The organism is Amycolatopsis pittospori, from assembly GCF_013870525.1.
GTDB classification, from domain to species: Bacteria; Actinomycetota; Actinomycetes; order Mycobacteriales; family Pseudonocardiaceae; genus Amycolatopsis; species Amycolatopsis pittospori.
The window spans coordinates 52,821-68,692 of the sequence record NZ_JACBXD010000017.1 but is presented as its reverse complement, the minus strand read 5'-3'; the positions used below and the strand labels follow the sequence as shown (position 1 = coordinate 68,692).

Here is a 15,872-nt window from a genome sequence, read left to right as displayed (position 1 = left end):
CGTCGGGTCAGGAGAAGGAATCGGCCCGCGTGGGTGTTGGATGAAGGGAGCACCGTTTCCAGCGGCGGTGCGTCCAAGGAGGAGGGCAGCAGGAGTGTTCACCGGCATTGTCGAGGAACTCGGCGAGGTCACCGCGGTCGAGCAGGTCCCGAACGCCGCGCGGCTGACCGTACGGGGGCCGCTGGTGACCAGCGACGCCGGTCACGGCGACTCCATCGCGGTGAGTGGCGTGTGCCTCACCGTGGTCGCGGTGGCGGGTGGCGAGTTTACCGTCGACGTCGTGCACGAAACCCTGCAGCGCTCCAGCCTCGCGAAGGTGAACGTCGGCGACGTCGTCAACCTGGAACGCGCGACGCCGGCGGGCGGCAGGCTCGGCGGGCACATCATGCAGGGCCACGTGGACGGCACCGGCGTCTTCCTCAAACGGGACGAGCAGGGACTCACCACGTTCGCCCTGCCGGGCAAACTGTCACGGTACGTGGTCGAGAAGGGGTCGATCGCGGTCGACGGCATCTCCCTCACGGTCGCTTCGGTGACCGACGAGGAGTTCGCCGTCGCCCTGATCCCGACCACTCTCGAACTGACCACCCTCGGTCGTAATCAGCCGGGCGACCTGGTGAATCTCGAGGTCGACGTGGTCGCCAAGTACGTCGAAAAGCTGGCCATGCCGCATCTGCGCACGCAGGGGGACAATGGCGGCGCGGAGGAGCGGGCGTGAGTGAGACGAGTGCGATTCCGGGGTCGGCCGACCTGACCCCCTGTGGAAGCGGGGTGGCCGTGAAAACCGACACCATCGAGGCGGCGATCGCCGATATCAAGGCGGGCCGTCCGGTCGTCGTGGTCGACGACGAGGATCGCGAGAACGAGGGCGACCTGATCTTCGCGGCGGAGAAGACCACGCCCGAACTGATGGCCTTCATGGTGCGCTACACCTCGGGGTACGTCTGCGTGGCGCTGACCGAGGCCGAGGCGGACAGGCTCGACCTGCCGCCGATGTACCACACGAACCAGGACCAGCGCGGTACCGCGTACAGCGTCACGGTCGACGCGGCCGAGGGCATCACCACCGGCATCTCCGCGGCCGACCGGTCGCACACCATCCGCCTGCTCGCCGACCCGGCGTCCCAGGCGTCGGACTTCCGGCGTCCCGGCCACGTGGTCCCGCTGCGCGCCAAGCAGGGCGGCGTCCTGCGGCGTCCCGGGCACACCGAAGCCTCCGTCGACCTGGCACGTCTCGCCGGTCTTTCGCCGTCCGGCGTGCTCTGCGAGATCGTTTCGCAGAAGGACGAGGGTGACATGGCCCGCCGCGACGAACTCGAGGTCTTCGCCGCGGACCACGACCTCAGGATGATCACCATCGCCGACCTGATCGCGTACCGGCGCCGCACCGAGAAGCAGGTCGAGCGGGTCGCCGAGGCCCGTATCCCGCTTTCGGCGGGCACGTTCCGCGCTGTCGGCTACGACAGCCTGCTCGACGGCATCGAGCACATCGCGTTCGTCTACGGCGAGATCGGCGACGGCGAGGACATCCTGGTCCGCGTCCACTCCGAATGCCTCACCGGCGACGTCTTCGGCTCACTGCGCTGCGACTGCGGCCCGCAGCTGGAGGCGGCGCTGGAAGCGGTGGCCAAGGAAGGCCGCGGTGTCGTGCTCTACATCCGCGGTCACGAAGGCCGGGGGATCGGCCTGCTGCACAAACTGCAGGCCTACCAGCTGCAGGACGCCGGCGCGGACACCGTCGACGCGAACCTGCAGCTCGGCGTCCCCGCCGACGCGCGCGACTACGGCACCGGCGCGCAGATCCTGTGCGACCTCGGCGTACGGTCGATGCGGCTGCTGACGAACAACCCGGCCAAACGGGTCGGCCTGGAGGGCTACGGCCTGCGGGTCTCCGGCCGGGTCTCGCTGCCGATCTCGCCGAACCCGGAGAACCTGCGCTACCTCAAGACCAAGCGCGACCGGATGGGTCACGATCTTTCCCAGCTTGAGCATTTCGACCAGGTCGGCGCCGAAGTCGACCAGGGCAACGGAGGTGGCACGCGGTGAGCGGCGAGGGCCGTCCGGACGTCGAACTCGACCTGTCCGACTGTAAGAACATCCGGCTCGGGATCGTGGCCACGCGCTGGCACACGAAGATCACGAGCGCCCTGCTGGACCGTGCCCTCGAGGCGGCCAAGGCGGCCGAGCTGGAGGAGGAGCCGACCGTCGTGCGTGTCGCGGGCGCCGTCGAACTGCCCGTCGCCGCGCAGGCCCTGGCCCGCACGCACGACGCCGTCGTCGCGCTGGGCGTGGTCGTCCGGGGCGGGACGCCGCACTTCGAGTACGTCTGCGACGCGGTCACCGCGGGCCTGACCAGGGTGGCGCTCGACGAGAGCACCCCAGTCGGCAACGGCGTCCTCACCTGCGACACCGAACAGCAGGCCCTCGACCGCTCCGGTCTGCCGGGCTCCGTCGAGGACAAGGGCTACGAAGCGACCGTCGCCGCACTGGACGCCGCGCACGCGCTCCGGAACCTGCGCCAGCCGTGGACCGAGCGGGGATTCGTGTGAGCGTCGAGGCGGATGTGATGACGGAATCCGAGGTCGTGGTGGTGCGGCCCCGCCGTGCCCTGGTGATGTGCTCGGTGCTGGCGGTGATCCTGCTGGCGACGTTCGTCGTCGTCGCGGTCCTGCTGCGCGGCTCGGACACCGGCGTGATCTTCCAGCCGTCCGACCAGGCGGCGATGATCGGCATCGGCGTCCTGCTCGCCGCGGGCACGATGCTGTTCGCGATGGCGCGCGTGAAGGCCGACGCCGACGGCATCGAGGTCCGGAACGTGCTGATCACCAAGAAGTTCGCGTGGAGCGAGGTGCTTTCGGTGAGCTTCCCCGACGGTGCCTCGTGGGCGCGGCTGGAACTGCCGGACGACGAGTACTACTCCGTCATGGCCGTGCAGGCCGTGGACCGGGACCGTGCGGTGGCCGCGGTGCGGACGCTGCGGCGGCTGCACAAGGCGGCCTGGAACGGCTGACGCCTTTCTCACGCTCTCTCGTGCTATGAACGGCCCGTTACTTGCAAAATTTGCAAGTAACGGGCCGTTCATAGCGTTCGGGGAGCCCTTCTGAGCACCTGACCGTCGAGAGCACGCACACCGCTCAAAGCGCGAAGTCCACCACGATCGGAGCGTGGTCCGAGGGTCCCTTCCCCTTCCGCGCGTCACGGTCCACATAGGAATCCGTCACCCCGCCCGAGACCCGGGCGTCGGCGTAGACGAGGTCGATCCGCATTCCCTTGTTGTTCGGGAAGTTCCCGGCCCGGTAGTCCCAGTACGTGAACGGGTGGTCGTACTTCAGCGGTCGCGGGAACACGTCGGTCAGCCCGAGGTCCCGTAGAGCGGCCAGCGCCTTCCGCTCCGGCTCGGTGACGTGCGTCGACTCGGCGAAGACCGAGATGTCCCAGACGTCGACGTCGGCGGGCGCGATGTTGAAGTCGCCGAGTACCGCGAACGGCAGTCCTCGCGTCATCTCCTCGCGCACGGTCGCTTCCAGCGCCGAGAGCCAGTTCAGTTTGTAGGCGTAGTGCGGGTTGTCGAGTTCCCGCCCGTTGGGCACGTACACCGACCACAGCCGCACCCCGCCGCAGGTGGCGCCGATGGCACGCGCGTCGGTCTTGTCTTCGAAGGTGGGCTCGCCGGTCAGCCCCCGTGTCACGTCTTCCAGCCCGACGCGGGACACGATGGCGACGCCGTTCCAACGTCCGATGCCATAGGCGGCGGTCTCGTAGCCCAGCTCCCGCACGGCGTCGAAGGGGAATGCCTCGGTGCCGCATTTGAGTTCCTGCAGGCACAGCACGTCCGGTTGCACCGAGCCGAGCCACTCCAGCACCCTCGGCAGCCGGGGCCCGATCGAGTTCACGTTCCAGGTCGCGATCCGCATGCCCGCGAGCGTCCCACACCCCACCGACAGGCTGACGCGAAAGGGCCCCTCCGAGACGGGTCGCGTCTCGGAGGGGCCCCGGCCGGGGTGGAGGTCAGACCCCGGTGGTCGAGCGAATCCAGGAGCGGGCCGAAGCGACGCTGCCGTAGTTGTTGGTGCCGCGGATGTTCGAACCGCTCTGGTTCTGCACGGTCGAGGCGACACCGACCTGGACGCCGTTGGAGACCTGGGGGCCGCCCGAGTCGCCCTTCCAGGCCGAACCGTTGATGCCGACGCTCTGGATGGCCGGGCCGCCGTAGGCGTCGGACGAGCTGCCGCTGACGCGGACGTTGGCCACCTTCAGCGCCGAGGCGGGCGGGCCGGTCGGGGTCTCGCGGCCCCAGCCGTACAGCTGGTTGGTGGACCCGACCGACGGGTTCGAGCTGGCCAGGGCGATCGGCGTGACGCCGGCGTCGGAGGCCAGGTGCAGCAGCGAGATGTCGGAGCCGGCCGGCGAGGACACCTTGCGGTCGACGGCGATGACGCGGCCGCCCTGCAGCGCGTTGCTGCCGACGCGGACCCGCATGCCGCTGCCGTCGGAGTCGAGGCAGTGCTTGGCGGTCAGCACCCAGCGCTGGGCGATGACGCTGCCGGAGCAGTTGAAGCCGTCCCACTGACGGCCCGGGGTGTTGACGTAGACCTGGGCGCCCCAGCTCACGGTGGGGGCGGTGCCGCCGCCCACGATGTTCGGCTGGACACCGGTGGGGGTGCCCGCGGAGGCGACGGCCCCGGCGGTCATGGTGAGGGCTGCGGCGGCGAGGGTGGCGGCGCCCAGCGTACGAAGACGGCTCACGGTGCAGGAGTCCTTTCGAGCGTCATCTGACGAAGAACCGAGTGAAATGGAACTGAGACGGAAAGTAATCACCCAGTTCACCCGCTAGGAACCAACGAACGTCTGGTCCGGCCGAATATCCGACTTAGGTCGGTATGCGTGGCGAAATGCGCACCGCATGGTGGTAACCGCCACCCGTGCGAGTGTTAGAGCATGGGGGCTCGTAAGACTGTCGGTGCTGCCCCATAGGCTTGGCGATGTGGCTGACCCGACCACCTACCGTCCCTCGCCGGGGAGCATCCCGGACGCCCCTGGCGTGTACAAATTTCGTGACGCCACGAAGCGGGTCGTCTACGTCGGCAAGGCGAAAAGTCTCCGCAGCAGGCTGAACTCGTACTTCGCCGACATCACGGGCCTGCACCCGCGCACGCGCCAGATGGTGACGACGGCGGCGAGCGTCGAGTGGACCGTGGTCGGCACCGAGGTCGAGGCGCTCCAGCTGGAGTACAACTGGATCAAGGAGTTCGACCCGCGGTTCAACGTCCGCTACCGCGACGACAAGAGCTACCCGGTCCTCGCCGTCACCATGAACGAGGAGTTCCCGCGCCTGCACGTCTATCGCGGCGCGCGCAAGAAGGGCGTCCGGTACTTCGGGCCGTACGCGCACGCCTGGGCCATCCGCGAGACGCTCGACCTGCTGCTGCGGGTCTTCCCGGCGCGCACCTGCACGGCCGGGGTCTTCAAACGCCACGGCCAGATCGGCAGGCCCTGCCTGCTCGGCTACATCGGCAAATGTTCCGCGCCGTGCGTAGGCAAGGTCTCCGCCGACGAGCATCGCGCGATCGTCGAGGACTTCTGCGACTTCCTCGCCGGCCGCACCGACGCGTTGATCCGCCGCCTGGAACAGGAAATGGCGGCCGCGTCCGAGGAACTGGAATTCGAGCGCGCGGCTCGCCTGCGCGACGACCTCGGCGCGCTGCGGCGCGCGATGGAGAAGCAGGCCGTCGTGCTCGGCGACGGCACGGATGCCGACGTCGTCGCCTTCGCCCATGACGAACTCGAAGCCGCGGTCCAGGTCTTCCACGTGCGCGGCGGCCGGGTCCGCGGCCAGCGCGGCTGGGTGATCGACAAGGCCGAGGAGATGGACGTCAAGGACCTCGTCGACCACTTCCTCACCCAGTTCTACGGCGAAGAGGCCGAACGCGCGGACGACCCCGATCTCGGGTCCCCGGTGCCGCGCGAGGTGCTCGTCCCGGAACTGCCCGCCGACGCCGAAGCGGTGGGCGAGTGGCTTTCCGGGCTGCGCGGTTCACGAGTGAGCCTGCGGGTGCCGCAGCGCGGCGACAAGCGCGCGCTCGCGGAGACGGTGACGCGCAACGCGGGCGAGGCGTTCACCCAGCACAAACTGCGCCGTGCCGGAGACCTCACCGCGCGGTCCGCCGCGCTGGCGGAACTGCAGGACTACCTGGCGCTGGAAACCGCGCCGCTGCGCATCGAATGCGTCGACATCAGCCATATCCAGGGCAGCGACGTGGTCGCGTCGCTCGTGGTGTTCGAGGACGGCATCCCACGCAAGTCCGAGTACCGGCGCTTCGCGCTGCGCGAGGCCGCGGAGGAAGGCGATGTCGCGTCGATCGCCGAGGTCGTCCGCCGCCGTTTTTCCCGCTACCTCAAGGAAACGGCCGAGGACGCGCCGGTCGATCCGGACCGGCCGGGCATCGACCCGGAGACCGGGAAACCGCGCAAGTTCGCCTACGCGCCGAATCTGCTCGTCGTCGACGGCGCGGGCCCGCAGGCCACCGCGGCCGCGGACGTGCTCTCGGAACTCGGCATCACCGACCTGGCCGTGGTCGGCCTGGCGAAACGGCTGGAGGAGGTGTGGCTGCCGGGCGATCCCGATCCGGTGATCCTGCCGCGCACCTCCGACGCGCTGTACCTGTTGCAGCGGCTGCGCGACGAGGCACATCGCTTCGCCATCCGGTACCACCGGGAGAAGCGGTCCAAGCGGATGCAGGTGTCCGCATTGGACGGTGTGCCCGGACTGGGGCAGGCTCGTCGTACCGCGCTGATCAAACATTTCGGCTCGGTGCGGAAACTCCGCGAAGCAAGGATCGAGGAGATCGAGGCGGTGCCCGGCTTCGGCAGGCGCACCGCGGAGGCGGTCGTCGCGGCGCTCGCAGGGGAGAAAGCCGCGTCGGCGGGGGAGTCCAGTACGTGATCGGGGAAAGGACCATCGTGAGTGCGCAAGAAGAAGGCCGCGGTTCCGGAATGGAGGTCGCGGTCGTCTCAGGGCTGTCCGGGGCGGGCCGCAGTACCGCGGCGAAATGCCTGGAGGACCTGGGCTGGTTCGTCGTGGACAACCTGCCGCCCGAGCTGATCGCCACCATGGTCGAACTCGGCGCGCAGGCGCGGGGCGCGATCACCAAGGTCGCCGTGGTGATGGACGTGCGCTCGCGCGCGTTCACCGACGACCTCGCGTCGGTCATCAAGGACCTCGACGCCCGCGGCTACAAGCCGCGCGTGCTGTTCCTGGAGGCCACCGACGCGGTGCTGGTGCGCCGCTTCGAGGCCGTCCGCCGCGGGCACCCGATGCAGGGTGACGGCAGGCTCGCCGACGGCATCACCGCCGAGCGCACGCTGCTGGAGCCGCTGCGGGAAGAGGCCGACCTCGTGCTCGACACGTCGTCGCTTTCGGTGCACGACCTGCGCGCCAAGATCGAGGACGCCTTCGGCTCCGAGGCCAGCACGCAGACCCGGGTCACCGTGCTGTCGTTCGGCTACAAGTACGGCCTGCCGATGGACGCGGATCTGGTGATGGACGTCCGGTTCCTGCCGAACCCGTTCTGGATCCCGGAACTGCGTGACCACACCGGTCTCGAGGGCGAGGTCCGCAACTACGTGCTCAGCCAGGAAGGCGCGGACGAGTTCCTCGACCGCTATCACCAGCTGCTGCGCCTCATCGGCGCCGGGTACAAGCGTGAGGGCAAGCGGTATCTGACGCTGGCCGTCGGCTGCACCGGCGGAAAGCACCGCAGTGTCGCCATTTCCGAGGAGCTCGCCCAGCGGCTGTCCAATGAGGACGGTATGGCCGTGAAGGTGGTGCACCGCGACCTTGGCCGCGAGTAGCGACCTGCGCGCGGTGGCACTGGGTGGCGGGCACGGCCTGCACGCCACCCTCACCGCCTTGCGCCGGGTGACGTCGCAGGTCACCGCCGTGGTCACCGTCGCCGACGACGGCGGCTCGTCCGGCAGGCTGCGCCGGGAACTCGGGCTGCTCCCGCCGGGTGACCTGCGGCAGGCGTTCGCCGCGTTCGCCGCCGAAGACGGCGGAACGCTGTGGGCGGAGGTGTTCCAGCATCGCTTCGGCGGTGACGGGGCACTCGCCGGGCACGCGGTCGGGAACCTGTTGCTGGCCGGGCTGTTCGAGGTGCTCGGCGACCCGGTCGCCGCGCTCGACGAGGCGAGCAGGCTGATGGGCATCTCCGGCCGCGTCCTGCCGATGTCACCCGAACCGCTGGAAATTCAAGGTGAGGTTTCGGGGCTGGACGCCGAGAATCCCGAGGCGATGCGGCGGATCCGCGGTCAGGTGGCCGTGGCGACCACACCCGGTCAGGTGCACCGGATCAGCCTGCACCCGAGCGGTCAGGCCGACCGGCCGCCGCGAGGCTGCCCCGAGGCGATCGAAGCGGTGCTCGGCGCGGACGTCGTGTTCCTCGGCCCCGGGTCGTGGTTCACCAGTGTGCTGCCGCATCTGCTGGTGCCGGACCTGCACGACGCGTTGCTCCGAACGGACGCCACGAAGGTGGTCATTCTGAATCTGATCCCCCAGCCGGGGGAGACGGCGGGATTCTCTCCGGAGAAGCATCTCGACGTACTGTTCGAACACGCCCCGGAATTGCGGGTGGACGCGGTGATCGCGGATGGTGACTCGGTGCCCTCACCAGCCCGGTTGCGGGACGCGGCCGGGAGACTCGGCGCGCGGGCGTTGCTGGGGGCGGTGGCTGACCCGGTCGTGACGGGGCGGCATGATCCTGATGCGCTCGCGAGCTGTATGCGGGACGCTCTGGAGTCTCACCGGGGGAGGAGCTGAAGGTATGGAGGGGCAGCGATGGCGATGACCGCCGCCGTGAAGGACGAGCTGAGCCGGCTGGAGATCACCAAGATCGGCCCGCGCCGCGCGGAGGTCGCGTCGATGCTGCGATTCGCGGGAGGGCTGCACATCGTGGCCGGCCGCGTCGTGGTGGAGGCTGAACTCGACACCGGTTCGGTGGCGAGGCGGCTGCGTAAGGAGATCCACGAACTGTACGGACACCAGTCCGACGTGCACGTCATTTCTTCCAGTGGGCTGCGCAAGGGCACGCGGTACGTCGTCCGGGTGGTCAAGGACGGCGAAGGACTCGCGCGGCAGACCGGCCTGATCGACCAGCGCGGCCGTCCCGTGCGCGGACTGCCCGCCGCCGTCGTCTCCGGTGGCGTCGCCGACGCGGAAGCCGCCTGGCGCGGCGCGTTCCTGGCACACGGTTCACTCACCGAACCCGGCCGCTCGTCGTCGCTCGAAGTCACCTGCCCGGGCCCCGAGGCCGCGCTGGCGCTCGTCGGCGCCGCCCGGCGGATGGGCATCCAGGCGAAGTCGCGCGAGGTCCGCGGCGCGGACCGCGTCGTCGTGCGTGACGGCGACGCGATCGGTGCCCTGCTGACGCGTCTCGGCGCTCACACGAGCGTGCTCGCGTGGGAAGAGCGGCGGATGCGCCGCGAGGTGCGCGCCACCGCGAACCGGCTCGCGAACTTCGACGACGCCAACCTGCGCCGCTCGGCCCGCGCGGCCGTCGCCGCGGCGGCCAGGGTCGAACGAGCCTTGGACATCCTCGGCGAATCCGCCCCGGACCACCTGCTCGCCGCGGGCAAACTGCGGCTGTCGAACCGGCAGGCCTCGCTCGAAGAGCTCGGCCAGCTGTCCGACCCGCAGATGACCAAGGACGCCGTCGCCGGCCGTATACGCCGTCTGCTGGCGATGGCCGACAAGAAGGCGAAGGAACAAGGCATCCCGGACACCGAATCCGCGGTCACCCCGGACATGCTGGAAGAAGACGAGGCCTGACTCACCCGCGTTTAGTCCTCTACTTGCGCTGGATGCACACGCAACCATCGCATTTAGAGGACTAAACGCGTTGGCCAGGGGTCTCACGACTCTTTGGCTCGCCATTGCGCGAGCTGCTCGCGAATCTTCTTCGTTCCCGGATGCCGTTCACCCCGGACCTCGACGGAATCGTCCAGCAGCAAAGACCATTCCGACAGTGCTTCGGTGATCTGACCGGCTTTCGCGCGAGCCAAGGCCTGGCCGAACCGGAGGTCGAGGACGTCGGGATGCCGGTCGCCCAGCCGTTCCCTTGCTTCGGTCAGCAGCTGTAGGTATTCCAGCACCGCTGGAGGCGCGTCCTCGATCAGCGCACTCCAGAACGCGATGTTGTGCCGGACGTGCATGACGATCACGTCGTCGCCCAACGCGTTCTTCGCACGGGGCAACAGTTCCCGGCTCAGGCGCAGGGCTTCCACGCCGTCGCCGGTCTTGCCGGTCGCCACGGCCAGGAGATGCCGCGCGTGCAGTGTCTCCCGGTGGCTCGGGCCCAGCGCGCCGGTCGCGTCCCGGACGAGGGTTTCGAACGCGGTTCGTGAATCCTCGGGGCGATCCAGTTCACCGAGCAGGTGACCGATGTTGTTCCGGATGCTCAGCACGTCTTCGTCGCCCGCGCCGAACGCTTCGACGACGACCGGCAGCAGACTCTCGAACCGGTCGAGCGCGCCGGCCGTATCACCGGCCTTGCCCGCCCAAGTCGCGTGCCGTGCCTTAAACCGCAACGTGATCCGGTCGCTCTCCCCGAGTTCCCTCGCTGCCCGGTTCGCCCACACGGCCCACCGCTCCCGGTTCTCGACGGGGATGCTGGACGCTCGGCGCTCCAGCGAGCGGACGGCGTCCTCGCGCAGGCCCGCGAGCCACAGGTACTCGGCTTCGTTGGCGGCGGCGTAGGACTGTTCGAGGGTCGGTTCTTCGTCGGCGGACGGCGGTTCGACGTCGGCGGTCGCCGCGGCCAGGTGGGCGTGGAAACGCGGCGGCTCGTCGGGCAGGGGGCCTGTCCACAGCACGGTTTCGGTCGTCAGACCGGCTTGGGTGCGGCTGACGGTGTCCCCGAGTCCGGCGAGGATGTCACGCACGTGCACCGTCCTGCCCGGCCCGCCGCTGGCGGCGCTCGCCTTGGTCAGGATCGAGATCGGGATCGGACCGCGCGCCGCCGCCAGGTGCAGGAGGTCCAGCAGGACCGCGCGTTCGGGCCGGGGCGACGAGATCGAGCCGGTGTCTTCGTCGGCCTCCGGCCAGACCTCTTCCTGGCTGACGCTGATGAAGGTGATGGTCGCGTCGCCGATCCGGATCACGTCGCGGTGCATGAGTTCGGCGTTCAGCACCCGCCGCCCGTTGACGAGTGTGCCGTTGGCGGAGTCGAGATCGGAAAGCCACGCGGTCGTGCCGTCCCACTGGATTTCGCAGTGAAGCCGGGAAACGCGCGAGTCGCTGACGCGGAGGGCGGCGCGCCTGCTGCGGCCGAGCGTCGTGAGCCCGTAGGAGAGTTCGTGGTTGACGGGCGGCCGTCCGGGCACGTCGATGATCAGGGTGGCGGGGGTGATCTTCGGCGACGTGGGTGAGCTGCTGCCGGCTTCCCGGCTGTCCGTCCAGTGCCCCGTCTCGTCCCACGGTTGTGCCGATCCCTGTTGTCCCGACTGCGTCGAGCCCGGCCTGAAGACGATCGGAGGATCGAGGGTCGGTGGCTTCCAGGGGGCGGGCACCGGGATCAGCCGCACCGCGACGGCGACGGGAAGGTCCTTCGGGTCCCGCGCGGCCACCACGGTCTTCAGCCACGTCAGCTCCGGATCGGTCGACAGGCTCCACAGGAAGCCGGCCAGCCGGTCGTGGACGTCGGGGTCGACGTCGTCCAGACCGTCGACCGCGATCCGCACCGGGCTGTCCGTCCACTGTGGAGCGAGTGTCCGTAGCGGGCCGAGGATCAGCAGATCGAAAGCGCTTGCGCCACTGCGTGCGTCGTCGTCGAGACCGCCTGAGAACGCCTCTCCCGCCTCGGTGAAGCCGGGGACGGTGCGCCGCAGCTGGCGGGCGAGTTCCCGCGCGATCTGTTCCGCCGTCTGACCGCGGGAGGCGAACAGGACGGCGTGCAGGAAGTCCGGCGGCACATAGGCCCCGGCCACCGAAGGCCGCGCGAGTGCCGCCAGCATCGTCGACTTCCCCGATCCGGCGTCACCGGTGATCGCGACCAGCCGGGCGCCGGTGAGCAGATGCCCGACGGTCTCGCCGAGTTGCGGATTCTGCTTGTACTTCGCGGTCAGCCGTTCGATGTCGGGGGCGGCCGGGTTGCCCGACAGCGGAGAACGGCGCCAGGTGGGGGACGAGTTGAGCGCGAGCCACAGTCCCTGATCGGCTTCGAGCGTTTCGCGAGTGCCGTCGAAACCGAGGTGGACGGCGGTCTGCATCGGGCACAGCCCGGCGATGACCCGTTTGAGATCCGCGCAGCGCACGAGCTCGCCGAGACTTTCGTGCCCCGAACGCAGCACGGTGACCAGCGAACGGCTGAAGCAGCCGTTGGCCGCGACCCGGTCGTCGGACGCGGTGAGCAGGTCGAAGCGTTTGCCCGCCTCGCCGACGATCCGGAGCCAGCGCCTGCCGGCCTGGAGCGCGCCGATCCCCGCATGGCAGGTGTCGAGCAGGATCACGAGCCCGTCGAGTGTGGAGTAGCGGCCGAGCAGTTCCTTGATCCGCTGGGCGAACAGGAACGACTTCCGGCTGTCCACCGGCAGGCTGGTTTCCTTGGTGAGGAAGTAGAAGTCGTCGTCGGCGTATTCACCGTGCCCGACGAGCGAAAGGAAAAGTGTCGCCTCGTCCTCCGACGCGCGCTCGAACGCCTCGACCAGCGCGTCGTCGAGTTCGGTCAACGTCGGGTCGACGAGCAGGCCGCGACCGTCCGCGAGCGCCGGGACACAGCCGCCGATCACGGGATCGAGCAGAGCCGTCGAAACGTCGTGTCCGACGTCGGGGAGGAACGAAAGAAGGTTCAACGAATCGCATTGCGACGCGACGACCAACGACCTCCGCTCTCCCACGGAGATCACTTTGTCTCATCGGCGGGTGCACCGGCAAGCACTTCGACCATACTGGTCACCATGGCTCGGATCGTTCTGGTGCACGGCATCGCCCAGGAACAGAAGTCCGCGGACACCCTCGAGGCCGAATGGCTGCCGAGCCTGGCGGGCGGGGTCCGGCTCGCCGGCGCCCCGGCGCTGGCCGACGACCTGTGGCGCGATTCCCGCCCCGGCGCCGCACGGATGGCCTTCTACGGCGACCTCTTCCTCCGCGACGGCCAGCAGGGCGGCGGCGACGAACTGAGCGTCGAAGAGTGGTGGCTCGCCGAGGAACTGGCGGGGGAGTGGCTGAGGAACGCGGCGCATTCGGCGTCCCGCGAGACGGACCGCGACCGTGCCCGGGCCGAGCTGGCCCGGCTGGGTGGTCCGGCCGAGGAGTACCAAGGGGTGCGCGCGGCCGCCCGCCCGGTGCTGAACGCGCTGGTACGCCTGCGCCCCTTCGCCCGGCTCGGCGTCGCGTTCGCCGAACGTGTCGTGGTGAAGGCGCTCAAGCAGGTGACGCTGTATCTCACCGACGAGACGATCCGGAAACGCGTGCAGGAGCGGGTCGCGGAGCACATCGGGCCGGAGACCGAGGTGATCATCGGGCATTCGCTCGGATCGGTCGTCGCCTACGAGGCCGCTCATCTGCACGGCCGCCCGCTGCCGTTGCTGCTTACCCTGGGCTCGCCGCTCGGCCTGCGCACGGTGGTCTACGAGCGGACCCGCCCGCAGCCGCCGTCCATCCCGCCCGGCGTCGCGCGCTGGGTGAACCTGGCCGACCGGGACGACCTCGTCGCCGCGCGCCCGGATCTCACGCCGCTCTTCCCCGGCGCGGAAGGCGTCCTCGACAGCGGTTACACGGTCGACAATGGCTCGAAACCGCATGAGGCGGCCTTCTACCTGGCCAAGCGACGGACGGGCGAGGCGCTTTCGGCCGCGCTGGCCTAGCCCGCCTGTTACCTGCGCCCGTCAGGCGTAACGCAGCGGTTTCCGCGGCGACGACGGAAGGAAACAGCGTCCCTCGAAGCTCGGTGGTGATCATCGAGGAAGGGGACGGCATGCGGATTTCGACGGAGGTCGGCGTCTGGCTCACGCGGCGCAGCAGCCGGGCGGCCGACTGGAGCGTGGCGGAACTGCTCGCCGCCAAACGCGGGACGCGGGTCTCGGTGGTGATCCCGGCGCGCGACGAGGAGAAGACCGTCGGCACGATCGTCGGCACCATCCGGCGCGAACTCGTCGAACGCCATCGTCTGGTGGACGAGATCCTCGTGGTGGACAGCCATTCGACCGATTCCACCGCCGACGTCGCCCGCGCGGCCGGGGCGGACGTCGTCGCGCAGGACGCGGTCTTCCCCGGGCTGGAAGGCTTGCCGGGCAAAGGGGAAGCGCTGTGGAAGGGCGTCGCCGAGACGACCGGTGACATCGTCGTCTTCGTGGACGGCGACCTCTACGACTTCACCCCCGGCTACGTGACCGGCCTGCTCGGGCCGCTGCTCACCGACCCGTCCATCGACTACGTCAAGGGCTTCTACCACCGTCCTCTCGACAGCGGGGAGGCCAGCGAGCCCGACGGCGGCGGGCGGGTCACCGAACTCGTCGCGCGCCCGCTGCTGAACATGTACTGGCCGGAACTCGCCGGCTTCGTGCAGCCGCTCGCCGGGGAGTACGCCGGGCGCCGTGAGGTGCTGGAGCGCATCCCGTTCGTCACCAACTACGGTGTCGAGGTCGGGCACCTGATCGATCTGCTCGAACTCCGCGGGCTCGACGCGCTCGCGCAGGTCGACCTCGGGCACCGCGTGCATCGCCACCAGAGCACACAGGCCCTCGGCCGGATGGCCGGGCAGATCATGCTGACCCTGATGGACCGGCTGGAACGCGGCGGCCGCCTGATCTCCGCCGCGCCGCCGTCGACCCTGCTCGCCCAATTCCGGCGTGGCTCCGGCGAAGGCGTCGAGCGGGAACTGGTGCTCACCGACGTGATGTGCACGCAGCGGCCGCCGCTGGCGAGCCTCCCGCCGGAGACGCGGCCGGAGAACGCGCCGGTTCTGCGGGAGACGGCCTAGTTCATCGCCTCGGCCCGCGCGGGCTGCCAGCCCGGCGGCCCGAACACGTACCCGAGTTTGTCCCGCCACGACCCGGCCGCGCGGACGTCGCGCAGGATCGAGCCGTACTCGTGGAAGCCGACCTTGAGCAGGTTGTGGGTCTCGATGTTCTTGGTCAGCCCGTAGGTCGGTCGTTTGCCTTCGGGGACGAAGCTGTCGAACAGGCGATCCCAGATGATCAGGATTCCGCCGTAGTTCGCGTCCAGGTACTCCTGGTCGCTGCCGTGGTGCACACGATGGTGTGAAGGTGTGTTGAACACGTACTCGAACCAGCGCGGCAGCTTCCGGATCTTCTCCGTATGCACGAAGAACTGGTAGACGAGGTCGATCGACAGCCCGGTGAGGATCATCCAGGGCGGGATGCCGGCGAAGGCGAGGATCGACCAGAACGGCAGCTGGAAGTACGGGGTCCACTTCTGCCGCAGCGCGGTCGAGAAGTTGTAGTGCTCGCTCGAATGGTGGACCTGGTGGCCCGCCCACATGATCCGGACGCGGTGGCTGGCCCGGTGGTAGGCGTAGAAGACGAGTTCCTGGCCGAGCAGCATCAGCACCCAGGTCCACCAGTCGTCCGGGCTGAACTTCACCGGCGCCAGCGCGTAGAGCGCGGCGAACACGAACAGCATGAAGATCCGGAAGACGCCGTTGATCACGACCGCCACCGCGCCCATGGACATGCTGGTCCGCGTGTCCTTGACGCTGTAGCCGATGACGTTGTCGTCGTGGCCCAGCACGTGCAGCGCGAGGATCTCGATCGCCACGAACAGCAGGAACACCGGTGTCGCCAGCAGCACCGGGTCACTCAGATGGGCAAGAAAGTCCGCCACCACGCCTCTCCCTGTCTCGACCCCCGGTTATCTGACC

14 protein-coding genes are annotated in these 15,872 nt (G+C 69.3%); 10 read left to right on the top strand and 4 right to left on the bottom strand.

Annotated features, from left to right (window positions below):
* The first annotated feature begins 94 nt into the window (after nt 1–94).
* Genes H5J31_RS12525 through H5J31_RS12510 form a run of 4 tightly spaced genes read left to right on the top strand, consistent with a single transcriptional unit; the run spans nt 95 to nt 3,010 of the window.
* Nucleotides 95–718 carry a riboflavin synthase gene (locus tag H5J31_RS12525; protein WP_181772689.1) on the top strand — a complete coding sequence of 208 codons (624 nt, stop codon included), beginning with the start codon at nt 95–97 and terminating at the stop codon, nt 716–718.
* 53 nt (nt 719–771) lie between these two features.
* Nucleotides 772–2,046: a bifunctional 3,4-dihydroxy-2-butanone-4-phosphate synthase/GTP cyclohydrolase II gene (locus H5J31_RS12520; RefSeq protein ID WP_181772744.1), complete on the top strand. Its 1,275-nt coding sequence runs from the start codon at nt 772–774 to the stop codon at nt 2,044–2,046.
* Entirely contained in the window at nt 2,043–2,549 is a 507-nt protein-coding gene (gene ribH, locus H5J31_RS12515) for a 6,7-dimethyl-8-ribityllumazine synthase (RefSeq protein ID WP_181772688.1), read from the top strand. The genes H5J31_RS12520 and ribH overlap by 4 nt, the downstream gene beginning before the upstream one ends.
* Before the next feature lie 17 nt (nt 2,550–2,566).
* Entirely contained in the window at nt 2,567–3,010 is a 444-nt protein-coding gene (locus H5J31_RS12510; protein WP_181772687.1) for a PH domain-containing protein, read from the top strand.
* Nucleotides 3,011–3,134: 124 nt separating this feature from the next.
* Here H5J31_RS12510 and H5J31_RS12505 read toward each other — a convergent pair whose 3' ends face one another.
* Entirely contained in the window at nt 3,135–3,914 is a 780-nt protein-coding gene (locus H5J31_RS12505; RefSeq protein WP_181772686.1) for an exodeoxyribonuclease III, read from the bottom strand.
* A 94-nt stretch (nt 3,915–4,008) separates the two neighbouring features.
* A complete protein-coding gene (locus tag H5J31_RS12500) occupies nt 4,009–4,746 on the bottom strand; it encodes a S1 family peptidase (RefSeq protein ID WP_181772685.1) in 738 nt (245 codons plus the stop codon).
* A 238-nt stretch (nt 4,747–4,984) separates the two neighbouring features.
* Between H5J31_RS12500 and uvrC the strand changes: the two genes are divergently transcribed.
* Genes uvrC through whiA form a run of 4 tightly spaced genes read left to right on the top strand, consistent with a single transcriptional unit; the run spans nt 4,985 to nt 9,823 of the window.
* A complete protein-coding gene (gene uvrC / locus H5J31_RS12495; RefSeq protein ID WP_181772684.1) occupies nt 4,985–6,943 on the top strand; it encodes an excinuclease ABC subunit UvrC in 1,959 nt (652 codons plus the stop codon).
* 50 nt (nt 6,944–6,993) lie between these two features.
* Nucleotides 6,994–7,851 carry an RNase adapter RapZ gene (gene rapZ, locus H5J31_RS12490; protein WP_034311885.1) on the top strand — a complete coding sequence of 286 codons (858 nt, stop codon included), beginning with the start codon at nt 6,994–6,996 and terminating at the stop codon, nt 7,849–7,851.
* A gap of 4 nt (nt 7,852–7,855) precedes the next feature.
* On the top strand, nt 7,856–8,815 hold the full coding sequence (locus H5J31_RS12485; RefSeq protein ID WP_181772743.1) for a gluconeogenesis factor YvcK family protein: 960 nt from the start codon (nt 7,856–7,858) through the stop codon (nt 8,813–8,815).
* An 18-nt stretch (nt 8,816–8,833) separates the two neighbouring features.
* Nucleotides 8,834–9,823 (top strand): DNA-binding protein WhiA, encoded by a 990-nt coding sequence (gene whiA / locus H5J31_RS12480; RefSeq protein WP_061980674.1) that lies wholly within the window; start codon nt 8,834–8,836, stop codon nt 9,821–9,823.
* Between the two features lie 83 nt (nt 9,824–9,906).
* Here whiA and H5J31_RS12475 read toward each other — a convergent pair whose 3' ends face one another.
* Nucleotides 9,907–12,888 carry an FHA domain-containing protein gene (locus tag H5J31_RS12475; RefSeq protein WP_328701463.1) on the bottom strand — a complete coding sequence of 994 codons (2,982 nt, stop codon included), beginning with the start codon at nt 12,886–12,888 and terminating at the stop codon, nt 9,907–9,909.
* A gap of 60 nt (nt 12,889–12,948) precedes the next feature.
* Between H5J31_RS12475 and H5J31_RS12470 the strand changes: the two genes are divergently transcribed.
* Together H5J31_RS12470 and H5J31_RS12465 are read left to right on the top strand one after the other, a co-directional pair.
* Nucleotides 12,949–13,857, top strand: a complete 909-nt coding sequence (locus H5J31_RS12470) for an alpha/beta hydrolase family protein (RefSeq protein ID WP_181772683.1) — start codon at nt 12,949–12,951, stop codon at nt 13,855–13,857.
* A gap of 110 nt (nt 13,858–13,967) precedes the next feature.
* Nucleotides 13,968–14,972, top strand: a complete 1,005-nt coding sequence (locus tag H5J31_RS12465; RefSeq protein ID WP_181772682.1) for a glucosyl-3-phosphoglycerate synthase — start codon at nt 13,968–13,970, stop codon at nt 14,970–14,972.
* Here the strand turns inward: H5J31_RS12465 and H5J31_RS12460 are convergent.
* Nucleotides 14,969–15,835, bottom strand: a complete 867-nt coding sequence (locus H5J31_RS12460) for a sterol desaturase family protein (RefSeq protein WP_181772681.1) — start codon at nt 15,833–15,835, stop codon at nt 14,969–14,971. The two genes, H5J31_RS12465 and H5J31_RS12460, sit on opposite strands and share 4 nt — an antisense overlap.
* Nucleotides 15,836–15,872: the final 37 nt, after the last annotated feature.